The organism is Metabacillus niabensis, assembly GCF_902829255.1.
Taxonomy (GTDB): Bacteria; Bacillota; Bacilli; order Bacillales; family Bacillaceae; genus Metabacillus; species Metabacillus niabensis.
Genome location: NZ_CADEPK010000050.1, coordinates 1 through 12,857, shown reverse-complemented (window position 1 = coordinate 12,857; position 12,857 = coordinate 1). Strand labels below are relative to the sequence as shown.

At 37.0% G+C, this 12,857-nt stretch carries 7 protein-coding genes; 6 read left to right on the top strand and 1 reads right to left on the bottom strand.

Annotated features, from left to right (window positions below; genetic code table 11):
* Window positions 1-10: 10 nt before the first annotated feature.
* The 6 genes from lacZ to HU235_RS06635 all read left to right on the top strand — a co-directional run bounded on the left by lacZ (window position 11) and on the right by HU235_RS06635 (window position 10,898).
* Window positions 11-3,151 (top strand): beta-galactosidase, LacZ type, encoded by a 3,141-nt coding sequence (gene lacZ, locus HU235_RS06660; RefSeq protein WP_174879705.1) that lies wholly within the window; start codon window positions 11-13, stop codon window positions 3,149-3,151.
* Window positions 3,152-3,798: 647 nt separating this feature from the next.
* Window positions 3,799-4,695: an ABC transporter permease gene (locus tag HU235_RS06655; protein WP_370877232.1), complete on the top strand. Its 897-nt coding sequence runs from the start codon at window positions 3,799-3,801 to the stop codon at window positions 4,693-4,695.
* 15 nt (window positions 4,696-4,710) lie between these two features.
* Entirely contained in the window at window positions 4,711-5,613 is a 903-nt protein-coding gene (locus tag HU235_RS06650; protein ID WP_095298455.1) for a carbohydrate ABC transporter permease, read from the top strand.
* Between the two features lie 67 nt (window positions 5,614-5,680).
* On the top strand, window positions 5,681-7,261 hold the full coding sequence (locus HU235_RS06645) for an ABC transporter substrate-binding protein (protein ID WP_095298457.1): 1,581 nt from the start codon (window positions 5,681-5,683) through the stop codon (window positions 7,259-7,261).
* A 120-nt stretch (window positions 7,262-7,381) separates the two neighbouring features.
* Complete coding sequence (locus HU235_RS06640; RefSeq protein ID WP_233452152.1) at window positions 7,382-9,751, top strand: glycoside hydrolase family 2 TIM barrel-domain containing protein; 2,370 nt, start codon at window positions 7,382-7,384, stop codon at window positions 9,749-9,751.
* A 154-nt stretch (window positions 9,752-9,905) separates the two neighbouring features.
* On the top strand, window positions 9,906-10,898 hold the full coding sequence (locus HU235_RS06635) for a glycoside hydrolase family 43 protein (protein ID WP_095298459.1): 993 nt from the start codon (window positions 9,906-9,908) through the stop codon (window positions 10,896-10,898).
* 269 nt (window positions 10,899-11,167) lie between these two features.
* Here the strand turns inward: HU235_RS06635 and HU235_RS06630 are convergent, their stop codons facing one another.
* Window positions 11,168-12,376, bottom strand: a complete 1,209-nt coding sequence (locus HU235_RS06630; RefSeq protein ID WP_174879704.1) for a Bcr/CflA family efflux MFS transporter — start codon at window positions 12,374-12,376, stop codon at window positions 11,168-11,170.
* Window positions 12,377-12,857: the final 481 nt, after the last annotated feature.

Here is a 12,857-nt window from a genome sequence, read left to right as displayed (position 1 = left end):
AGGTATTCTTATGATCAAACAGCTGAAAAAGTATAGCTATACTCCCCCTAAAAATGGCTATCCAGAGTGGAACAACAACCCTGAAATTTTTCAATTGAACCGTTTGGATGCACATGCGACATTAATGCCATATAGGACTGTTGAGGAGGCATTAAAAGGAGAGCGAACTGCATCTGAATTTTATCAGTCGTTAAATGGAAGGTGGAAATTCGCATTTTATGAGAATCCGGAAATGAGAAATCAAGCATTTTTTATGATGGATTATGACGATGAAAATTGGGATGAGATCAAGGTTCCGTCACACTGGCAGCTACAAGGATATGACTATCCGCAATATACAAACCTCAGATATCCATGGGAAGGAAAAGAGGATATAAAGCCACCTTTTGCCCCAGTAAATTATAATCCTGTCGGGCAATATATTCAAAAATTTACGATTTCAGAAGATTGGAAAGGCCAGCCGGTATATCTTAGCTTTCAAGGAGTAGAGTCAGCCTTTTATGTGTGGGTGAATGGTGAATTTGTTGGATATAGTGAGGATACATTTACACCGGCTGAGTTTGATATTACTCCGTATTTAATTGATGGAGAGAATAAGCTAGCGGTAGAAGTATATCGTTGGTGTGATGCAAGCTGGTTAGAGGATCAGGATTTCTGGAGATTAAGCGGAATCTTTCGCGATGTTTATTTGTATTCAACACCAGAGGTTCATATCAATGATTTCTTTGTAACGACAGAGTTAGATTCTGATTATAAGGATGCAAAATTGAATATCGAAGCAAAAATCAAAAATGTATTTGAGAAAACAGTTCAAGGGTTTACGGTAGAGGCAGTGCTTTATGACAATGATGCTAATCCTGTTTTAGAGAAGCCAATTCAAATAAAGGTGGACATGAATAATCAATCCTTTATGTCTCTCTATGCTTCAACAATTGTAAAAAATCCATTTAAATGGAGTGCAGAAAAACCATACTTGTATACACTTGTTTTTATATTGAAAAATGAAAGCGGAACCATTATAGAGACAGAAAGCTGTAGGGTTGGTTTCCGTACCTTTGAAATAAAGGACGGCCTCATGAAAATCAATGGAAAACGAATTGTTTTTAAAGGTGTAAACCGTCACGAGTTTGCCTCTGATAAAGGTAGAGCAATTGGGTATGATGAAATGGTTCATGATATTAAACTCATGAAGCAGCATAATATAAACGCTGTCCGTACCTCTCATTATCCTAATCATCCATTGTGGTACGAATTATGTGATCAATACGGATTGTATTGTATTGATGAAACAAATCTTGAAACACATGGAACATGGAAATATGGGCAAAAGGATTTAGAAGATACAGTGCCAGGGAGCAAAATTGAATGGCAGGAAAACGTCCTTGATCGATGTAACTCCATGTTTCAACGAGATAAAAATCATCCTTCGATTATTGTTTGGTCGCTTGGAAATGAATCATTTGGTGGAGAGAACTTTCTTAAAATGCATGATTTTCTTAAAAAGAATGACCCGACAAGAATTGTTCATTATGAGGGTATTTTTCATTATCGCAAATCAGAAGCAGCCTCAGATATTGAAAGCACGATGTATATTAATCCTGAGGGTGTAAAAAAATATGCTGAATATGCCGAGAATGCAGAAAATCCGAAACCGTATATACTTTGTGAGTATAGTCATGCTATGGGCAATTCCTGTGGAAACCTTTTCAAGTATACGGATTTATTTGAAAAGTATCCGATCATTCAAGGAGGTTTTATTTGGGACTGGAAGGATCAAGCTTTAGAAGCAAAGACAAAGGATGGAGTGCCTTACTTAGCATATGGCGGTGACTTTGGAGAAACTCCACATGATGGGAATTTTTCTGGGAATGGTCTTATTTTTGCTGATGGAACAATCTCACCGAAAATTATTGAGGTGAAAAAGTGCTATCAGAATGTCCGTTTTACAGTAAATAATCTAGAAGCAGGAAAAATTAATGTAACAAATAACTATTTGTTTACAAACTTGCAGGAATTCGAACTTATTTGGCAGCTAGCGGAAAACGGAGTATTCATCCAAAAGGGTACAGCTAAAATAGAGATAGAACCATGTTCGTCAAAAACGATAAACCTAGCATTCTCCCTTCCAAAAGACTTTAAACAGTCTGATGAATACATTTTAACTGTAAGTTTGCATTTGAAAAATGACACAATTTGGGCTCAAAAGGGACATGAGCTTGCTTTTGAACAATTTGTCATTCCTACAGGAAAAGCAACATTTGATTATCCATTAATTAACTTTCCAGATACAAAAGTACAGGTAGGAGAAAATGATGTAACAATAAAGGGTGAATCCTTTCATGCTGTTTTTAATAAAAACAATGGCTCGCTAGAATCATATAGTTTCAAAGGGACGCATTTGCTTGAAAATGAATTGTCGCCAAACTTTTGGCGTGCGATGACAGACAATGACCGTGGGAATAAATTACATGAACGTAGCTCTGTATGGAGAGAAGCTGGAATGAATAAAGTTCTCACATCGTTTTTAGTGGATGTAGAAAATAGTGCGACTATCATTACAACTGCTTACAGTTTGCCAACCACAATGTCCACGTGCGAGATTATTTACACTATTACGGGTGATGGAGAAATAACAGTAGACTATAAGCTAAAGCCTGGAAAGGATCTTCCCGAAATACCTGAGGTCGGAATGATGACAACATTAGATGGTTCATTTGATACGATTACGTGGTATGGGAAAGGACCTTATGAAAATTACTGTGATAAAGAAAAGGGAGCTAAAATAGGATTATATACAGGTAAAGTAAAAGAGCAATATGTTCCATATTTAAGACCTCAGGAATGCGGAAATAAAACAGGTGTAAGATGGGCGGTGCTTTCTAATCAGCAAGGGGTGGGCTTAAAGATATCGGGAATCCCAACAGTTGAGGTAAATGCCTTACCTTATACACCTTTTGAGCTTGAAGAACATGATCATGGATATAAATTACCTCAAAGTGCTAAGACAGTGATTCGAATAAATGATCTACAAATGGGTGTCGGTGGGGATGATAGCTGGGGGCAAAAAACACATCCAGAATTCACATTATTTGCTGATAAATGCTACTCGTATTCTTTCAAGCTTAAGGGGATTCAGATAAAGGATTTATAACTCCTCGTAAAGATTTCACAAATGAGAAATAAGTAATCAATTATTCATACTAAGAAGTTTAGCTGTTCCCTTTGATAAGTTATAGAGCGAGGGAACAGCTAATGAGTGCACTTAGAAACCCGTTTCAATATTTGCGCCTTCCTAGAGGGGAGTTTAAAAAAATTATAGAAATTTGTCAAAATAATTGTATTTACTTTTATTTGCCGTATGAATATAATGGGAATTGTAGTAACCGCTTACAATATTGGTATTACAAGGCAAAAATAATGAATAAGAAACATTGCAATTAATTTTTGAAACCCATTTCATGTCCATTCTAGAAATCATCCAAGAAAGAGTTAATCAAGAAGTCGTCCATCTTTTAATTATTCATTTTTGAAACCCGTTTCATTTCTAGTTTCTATTACATTTATCTTCTCCATATAGATGTAACAAGCCTTTCTTTTAAATAAGAAAGTCTTTTTAAATATTGAGTATGGTAAGAGATTAGTAATCAACTAGATAATATTGTCGCTTTATTTGGTAAAGTTGGTTGCTGCTACATTATTAAGATTATGTTGTTAGGGGGGATTTATATGAAAACCGTAACTGTGCAGTCACAGACAACAATTGTTGAAAAACAGAAGAAAGAATCTGTATTTAAAAGAATGTGGAAGAACCGAACCCTACTGCTAATGTGTTTACCTGCAATTATTTTCTTTGCTATATTTGCATATCTACCAATGCCAGGATTATATCTTGCATTTGTAAATTATGATTATTCACTCGGAATATTTGAAAGCGCTTTTGTTGGCTTAGAAAATTTTCGCTTTTTAATTATGACAGGAGATTTATGGAAGCTAACCTTTAATACAGTTGCTTATAACCTAGCATTTATTATTCTCGGTAATTTCCTACAAATCGGTGTCGCAATTATGCTAAACGAACTTCGAAGTAAATGGTTCAAAAAAGTATCACAAACGATTATGTTTCTCCCGCATTTTATATCTGCAGTTCTAATTGGTTTACTAGCATATAACATTCTTAGCTACGATTATGGTACGCTAAATTCATTTTTAAAATCAATCGGAATGGATCCAGTTCAAACATATTCTAATCCTGCAATATGGCCTTATATCATCGTTGTGACCTTCCTTTGGCAATCTACAGGCTACGGCTCAATCGTCTATTTTGCTGCTATTATGGGTCTGGACAAATCGATTTTAGAAGCAGCTGAAATTGATGGCGCAAATGCATTCCAACGAATTCGATATATCATTATCCCTTGGCTAAAACCAACCTTCATCATTTTACTCCTATTCTCTTTAGGTGGAGTATTACGAGGAAACTTCGGCTTGTTCTACAATTTAGTTGGGGCAAATAATACAATGCTTTATGAGTCGACGGATATTATTGAGACGTATGTGTTCCGTACATTAATGACAAATTTCAACTTCTCTCTTGGAAGTGCAGTTAGTTTATATCAATCAGTATTTGGATTTATTATCGTCATTACTGCAAACTGGCTAGTTAAAAAATTCTCGCCAGAAAATTCATTGTTTTAAAGGAGGGAATTGTTTATGCAAAGTACGAGTAGGCGGAATATAGACTTATCGACCATAATGGTTCGTATAATCGGTTATGGGTTTATCGGGATTTTTTCCTTATGTTGTCTTTTACCCTTTGTGTTAATCGTTTCATCTTCCTTCTCATCAGAGCAGGCGATTATGGAAAACGGCTTTTCCTTGTGGCCACTAGATTTCACTACGTTTGCATACGAAATTGTTTTTAGGAATCCAAGACTTATTATAGGTTCATATGCTGTAACATTTGGAATTACGCTAGTTGGTACAGCATTAGGTTTGTTCATTGTCGCCATGACAGGCTATGCATTACAGCGAGTGGACTTCCACTATCGAAATAAGATTTCATTTTATATTTACTTCACAACACTTTTTTCTGGTGGATTAGTGCCGTTTTATCTGTTAATCTCACAATATTTACATCTTAAAGATAATTATCTTGCAGTACTTCTTCCAGGATTATTAAGTCCGTTTTTAATCATTATGATGAAAGCGTTTACTAAATCAATCCCACATGAAATTACAGAATCTGCAAAAATGGACGGTGCCGGTGATTTTACGATTTTTCTCAGATTAATTCTTCCAATGTCAACACCAGCCTTAGCTACTATCGGTCTCTTTATTGCGTTAGGCTATTGGAACGAATGGTACAACTCAATGCTATTCCTATCACCGAACATGGAATATCGACCGTTACAGTTATTTCTCTATAACGTTATTACAAGTGCTGACTTCATAAGGAATTCTGCTGCAGCTTCAAATGTAGCACCACAGGAAATACCGTTGGAAACGATGAAAATGGCAACAGCAGTGATTGCAACTGGTCCGGTAATTCTCTTCTATCCTTTTGTACAACGATTCTTTATTAAAGGGATTACAGTTGGAGCAGTAAAAGGATAATTGGTTATGGTCTGAGGGAACATCCTCATTTCATAGAAAGAACAATTAAGTAAAGGGAGGCAATTATATGGTAAAGATGAAAAAGCTATTAGTACTGTTCATGGCAATGCTGTTGACCTTTAGCCTTGTAGCCTGTAATGGATCTAGTCAAACGAATTCAGAAAACTCAAATCCAAGCACAAAGGTCAATGAAGATGGGGAAATTGATACGTCAGAATTTGTTACGATTACGATGATGACATTGGGAGATAAGCCGACAAACGGTCAATTAGAAAAAGTAATGGAACAAGTAAATGCTAAATTAAAAGAAAAAGTAAACGCTCATCTTGAAATAAAATGGATTGAATGGGCGGATTATATGACAAAGTATAATCTAACTCTTGCGTCGGGAGAACCTATTGATTTAATTATCACAGCAACTGACTGGTTAGATGCGTGGGGAAATGCACAAAAAGGTGCATTCATGGATATTACTGAGCTACTTCCAACATACGCTCCTAAAACTTGGGAGGAAGTATCTGAAGAAAATTGGGAGCAAACAAAATATAATGACAAAATTGTGATGATCCCTGAGGACTCCTTTACACAATGGGTAAACCATGGCTTTTTCTATCGTACAGATTGGGCCAAGGAATTTGGAATTACAGAACCTATTGAGGATTTTGAAACATTAGGTAAGTACTTCCAAGGTATTATCGATAATAAACCAGGTGTCATTCCATGGGATACACCAGGAACAAACGTTACAACTGCATGGGGATATACAACTTCTTATTCAGATGCGATTGAAATTCCAATCGCTACAGGAGTATTCCCGATTTATTGGGCTAAATCCTATGAGGATCCATATACAATTATGAGTCCGGTGTTCGAAGATATTTTTGTCGATTATGCAAAGCTAATGAAAGATTGGGCGGATAAAGGCTACTGGCGTGCAGATGTATTAAACTACAAAGGAGACACTCGGGCATTATTCCAAGCTGGTAAGACAGGAGCTGACCAGCATCATACTGAAACATTTTCAGGCTTGCGTCCACAAATGGACATAAAACAACCAGGATCAGAAATCGATATGTTTGCATGGTCTGATACACGAGACAATTTAATTTCAATGTCGATTACTCACGGAGCTACTGCTGTTGGAGCGAAAAGTAAAAACCCAGAACGGGCGTTAATGGTATACGATTTACTTCGCAATGATGAGGAAATTTACAAGCTATTTAACTATGGTATTGAAGGCGTACAATATGAAATTAAAGACGGCAAACGTGTTCGTCCTGAAGGCTATGATGAAACAAAGCATTCCTTCGCTTCTAACTTCTGGGGTGGGCGTGTTGACAAGTTCGAAATTCCAAGTGCTGATAAGTGGGAGGGAATGTCTGAGATTTACGCGGAGTACGATAAAATTAAGAAGCCATATCCATATGGACAATTTGTTTTCGATAGTACTCCTGTAGAAGCAGAGCTTGCTGCTTTATCACAAGTAACTGCTCAAATGGTACCCGCAATTGCCTTCGGTAAAGCAGGAGACCCAGAAAAAGCTGTTGAAGACTTGCGTAAGAGATTAGAAGCAGCAGGGTATGAGAAGGTATTAAATGAAATCCAAAAGCAAATGGATGAATATAAAAAGCTTGTAGAGGGCAATTAATCGAACGATGAAAGTTAAGTGAACAGAGGGCTATCATACTTGCTTGATAGCCCTTATTCTATCAGTCTAAAATGCTTTAAATAAAACACTTACAATCACTTGTTAAGGGGTGTAGCGATTATGTCAAATGTACTAACTCAAGACTGGAATCTATCTGTAAAAAGTAGAATGTTTAACTTTGATTGGAAATTCTTAAAAGGTGACAATTCTGATGCGTATAAAATTCAGTTTGATGATTCAGCTTGGCGTACATTAGATTTGCCACATGATTGGAGTATTGAAAGTCCGTTTAAGAAGGAATATGCAAGCTCAACAGGGTATTTACCAGGTGGGATCGGTTGGTATCGAAAGAAATTTACTATCCCTAAAAATATTAAAGGAAAGAAGCTATTTATTCAGTTTGATGGAATTTATAAAAATAGTGAAGTCTGGATAAATGAACACTTTCTTGGTAAACGACCATATGGTTACAGCTCATTTCATTATGACCTGACTCCATATGTGAATTTTGAAACAAAGGAAAATGTTCTTGCTATAAAAGTAGATCATTCCGATTTTGCTGATTCTCGTTGGTATCCAGGCTCTGGTATTTACCGAAATGTATTTATCAATATAACAGATAATGTGTATATCAAGCCATATGGAGTATTTGTTACGACACCGAACATATCAACACAAGAGGCTGAAATCCATATTCAAACAAGTGTGAAAAATGATTTTCAAGACGAAGCTACAATTCAGATAGAACATCATATTAAAGATGCTAATGGAAAAGAAGTAATCTCCTGTTCATCTATCGAGAAGATTCCAGCAAATCATGAACTTAACTTTGAGCATTCTGTTTTTCTTGAACAACCAAATCTTTGGTCACCTGATCATCCGTATTTATATAGTGTTGAAACGAAAATGAGAAAAAGTGGTGAAGTGATAGATATGGTGACCACGCCGCTTGGTGTTCGGTCATTTCATTTCGATGTGGATTCAGGCTTTTTTCTTAATGGTAAAAGCTTGAAATTAAAAGGTGTATGTATCCATCATGATGCGGGGTGTCTCGGAGCGGCTGTTCCTGAAAAGGTTTGGCATCGTCGTTTGCGGCTTTTAAAAGAAGCTGGTGTGAATGCGATTAGAATGAGTCATAATCCCCCTGCACCAGAATTACTGGATATGTGTGATTCATATGGATTTTTAGTTCAGGATGAAGCATTTGATGAGTGGGAATTTCCTAAAAATAAGTGGGTAGAGGGATGGAATCGAGGTGAACCATCTTTAGATGGCTATGCTTCTGAATTTGCTGAATGGGCAGAAACGGATTTGAAGGACATGGTGTTAAGAGACCGAAACCATCCGTCGATTATTTTTTGGAGTATTGGGAATGAAATTGATTATCCGAATGATCCATATTCACACCCAGTACTTGAAGAGCGCTATAATGCTGAAAAACCTGAAGCAAAGAGAATGGGGGAAATCGCCAAAAGGCTGGCGAGTGTTGTAAAGCATTATGATCCGACCCGACCTGTAACAGCAGCTTTAGCAAGTGTTATAATGTCAAATGAAACTGAGTTTCCAGATGCTCTAGACGTAGTTGGTTATAATTATCAAGAATTTCGTTATATTGAAGACCATAAAAAATACCCTAATAGAGTAATTTACGGAAGTGAAAATGGAAGAAATCACGATGTATGGATGGCTGTCGAACAAAATGATTTTATATCAGGTCAGTTTATCTGGACAGGGATTGATTATTTGGGAGAAGCACGTGGATGGCCAGTACGTCATGCAACTCCTGGAATGCTCGATCTTGCTGGCTTCAAAAAGCCTTTATACTATTTTAAACAAAGTGAATGGTCTGATCACGACATGGTCTATATCGGCTTAACACCTATCAAGGAAGAGAATCCAGGGCAAATTTATTGGGACCATGAAGTTATCTGCGCTTGGAAGGGGAATGAAGGAGAGATTGTCAGGGTTGCTTGTTGTACAAATTGTCCTGAAGTAGAGTTACTTTTAAATGGTGAATCATTAGGTGTAAAAAAGCGTAAAGACTTTCCATATGGAACGATCTATTGGGACATTCCATATGCTAAGGGGACAATTAAGGCAATTGGTAAAAGGAACGGTAGCATTTGCTGTTCATTTGAATTAAAGACAGCTGATGACCCTTTTAAGTTAGAGTTACTTTCTGATACGAATACATTAAAAGCGAACAAACAGGATGTAGCACATGTAGAAGTTCAAATCCTAGATAAGAATAATACCCTTGTCTATGATGCAGATAATTTAATTGATTGTGAGATTGAGGGACCTGGTGAAATTATCGGAATTGAGTGCAGCAACCCTATAAGTCATCAGAATTATAAAGAAACAAACAGAAAAGCCTACAATGGAAAATTATTAATATATGTGAAGTCTACTAACAAAGCAGGAACCATTACTTTAAAAACATCATCTGTTGGCTTGGAAAGCTCATCTGTTGAAATTAATGTTGATTAATAGTGTTACTTTCTTTAAATCTTAAGAAAAGTGATCACGCGAAAGGACAGAGGAGTTGAAAGAACTCTCATTTAAGCAAGAGTATTCGGAAACGGAATCTTCGACTTAGGCGAGAAGCTAAAAGAATAAAAATAATCGTTTGGAGATGCTGAAAATGCCGTATAACAAAGCGTCAGATACAACAAATCCTATAAAGGGACATAGGCTGAAAAATATTCCTGCTCATGACCCGTTTGTCTTGTCACATAAAGAAACAAATACTTATTATCTTTATACGACAGGAATTCCAGAATTAACGGATTTAGAGAGAAGTAGTGTACTTGTTTATAAAAGCAAAGACCTACTAAACTGGGAGGGCCCTTATGTCGTTTTTGAAGTCCCGGATGGAACGTGGGCACATCCACAGCATGGGACATGGGCACCTGAGGTTCATCACTACGATAATAAATATTATTTATTCGTCACACTTCATAATAGAGATAAGATCCTTGCAGAGCCACCAGAGGTTTGGAAAACCAATCATCTTCGAGGCACTAGCATTGCCGTATCTAATTCACCGGACGGTCCGTTTGAATTACTAAAAACGGATGGACCTGTTCCTCCTAGCACTTTCATGACATTAGATGGCACTTTGTATGTAGATGAGGGTGGAAAGCCATGGATGGTATATTGTCATGAATGGATTCAAGTAATAGATGGGACATTTGAGGCGGTTCCGCTTATGGCTGATTTGTCTTGCGCAGATGGTGAACCTCTTCATCTATTTAAAGCTTCAGATGCACCGTGGATAAATGCTGAACGAAAGCCAGATGTAAAGCCTACTGTTTATGTTTCTGATGGCTGTCAATTGTATCGTACAAAAGGCGGACATCTAGTGATGCTATGGTCTAGCTATAAAAATGATAGCTATGTCCAAACAATCGCTAGCTCAAAGTCAGGGAAGCTAATAGGACCTTGGGAACAGCTTGAACCATTAGTCGAAGGTGATAGTGGACATGGAATGCTTTTCAAAACATTTGAAGATGAATGGATGCTTATTCTTCATCAACCATTTAGTACACCAGAGTCTCGAGCTAAGATTTATGAAGTAGAAGAAACGGAGAACAGCTTTAAGGTCATAAAACCTAGAGTTGATTTACACGGCTAAAAACTAGTAGAGGGTAACTCAAAAGGAGCTGCCCCCTCCAACAAACACTGATATATAGTAAACTAACCTCATCATTAGGTTGTATATTGTGTTTGGGGGGGCGAAGCTTTGCTTTTGAGTCACCCTCGTTTTATTTGAAAATCTCCTAAGATTATCAAACAAAATATAAATGTTCAATACTCTCCAACTTGGATTGGTACGGTTTCAATAATCCTTTTTCTAGCATTCTTCGCAAATGCTTCTCTATAAAAATAGTATGTACGCTTTTACTATTTACTTAGAGAAGGAGACTTTTCCCCTAATAGAAATAAAGCGGCCGAGCCGAGAAGTGTTGTAGTAAAGATAATTGTTCCCATCGGCACAGCGGACGTTTCATTTATTCCAGCAAGCGGAGAAACGATCGAGCCAATTAATAAAGGGAGCATTCCGAGTAATGCACTCGCACTGCCTGCGCGATGCCCCTGTTTGGCTATGGCTACGGTAAAGGAGCTTGTCAGTACGATTCCCATACAAGTCATATAAATAAAAATTGGAATAACAATAAGTGCAAGTGGTCCTTTAATGATTGTCATGGCAAATAAAAATGCAGCTGCACACGTTGCCGTAACTACACCAATTTTTAGTAATCGCTTTTCCTCGATAATTCCTGCTAAGCGACCAACAAGAAAGCTACCTGTTATAATCGCAATTCCGTTAATACCAAATAGGATACTAAACATTTGTGGTGAAACACCGTATATACCTTGATACACAAATGGTGTACCTGATACATAAGCAAAGCTACCACCATGTACAAATCCTAGTGTAAGGGCATAGCCGATAAACGAGCGATCCTTCATTAAGGATCCCATCGTACGAATTGTATGTCCGAAAGAGCTTGGCATGCGTTTTTCGACGGGGAGTGTTTCTTTCAATTTGAAATAAATAGTGATTACGATAATTAATCCGATGATTGATAGTACAAAGAAAATTGTATTCCATGTTGCATTTGGGAACCATAAAATCCCGCCCCCAGCGATTGGTGCGGCCAATGGTGCAACAGCATTAATAACCATTAAGAGTGAGAAAAACTTCGTTAATTCTTTACCACTAAAACTATCCCGAACGACTGCACGGGAAATGACAACACCAGCAGACGCAGTCAGTCCTTGTAAAAAGCGACCAGCAATCAAAATTTCAATTGAAGGTGCAAAGGCACATAGTAATGTAGCAAGTACAAATAATGTAATCGAAATTAACAATGGTCTTCTACGACCATAAGCATCACTGACTGGTCCTACTACGAGTTGTCCTGTCGCAAGTCCAATTAAGCATGCTGTTAGACTCATTTGAACGAGCGAAGCATGAGCCTCCAAGTCATTTGCAATATCAGGGAAGGATGGTAAGTACATATCAATGTTTAGCGGGCCTAAAGCGCCAAGCATGCTTAGCAATAACGCTAATCCCAGCCGTTGTTTTAATGTTGGATTCTCTTGCATTATACATACACCTTTCTATTGTTCGTTCTATTATTTAATTGTCATAAGTTATATAAGATGACGAAGCCCAATATATAACATTAGCGTCATTAGTTCAAGGATATCGTTCTGAATAAGTAAAATTTCATTGTTTCATCATTACTATTGAAGCTATTTTGTGATTATAACACTAATTGGAGTACTATGATTTGAAAAGTGAAGTTTGTTTCCACTAAAAGTACTGTTAAGCTTGGGTGTTTATTCTGCTACAGGAGTACTTACGTGGGTGGTCTAGAAGTCTTCTCCTCGAGTCTACCTACAAACGTATTTTAAGCATGAGTCTCTCACTTTCGCTTCAAACAATTAAAAAAAGTTTAAAAAAAGTTTAAAAAAAGCACCTAATAAAAAAGTCACCTTACTTTTTACAGTAAAGTGACTTTTAATGATTAAACTTATTTTTTTATTATTAATTGCGGATTAGGTAATCGAAAGCTCCTAAGGA

What these genes read in the sequence shown, in the direction of transcription:
- HU235_RS06640 (WP_233452152.1), top strand. Translation starts at nt 7,382, where the DNA reads ATGTCAAATGTACTAACTCAAGACTGGAATCTATCTGTAAAAAGTAGA.
- HU235_RS06650 (WP_095298455.1), top strand. Translation starts at nt 4,711, where the DNA reads ATGCAAAGTACGAGTAGGCGGAATATAGACTTATCGACCATAATGGTT.
- HU235_RS06645 (WP_095298457.1), top strand. Translation starts at nt 5,681, where the DNA reads ATGGTAAAGATGAAAAAGCTATTAGTACTGTTCATGGCAATGCTGTTG.
- HU235_RS06635 (WP_095298459.1), top strand. Translation starts at nt 9,906, where the DNA reads ATGCCGTATAACAAAGCGTCAGATACAACAAATCCTATAAAGGGACAT.
- HU235_RS06655 (WP_370877232.1), top strand. Translation starts at nt 3,799, where the DNA reads ATGTGGAAGAACCGAACCCTACTGCTAATGTGTTTACCTGCAATTATT.
- lacZ (WP_174879705.1), top strand. Translation starts at nt 11, where the DNA reads ATGATCAAACAGCTGAAAAAGTATAGCTATACTCCCCCTAAAAATGGC.
- HU235_RS06630 (WP_174879704.1), bottom strand. Translation starts at nt 12,376, where the DNA reads ATGCAAGAGAATCCAACATTAAAACAACGGCTGGGATTAGCGTTATTG.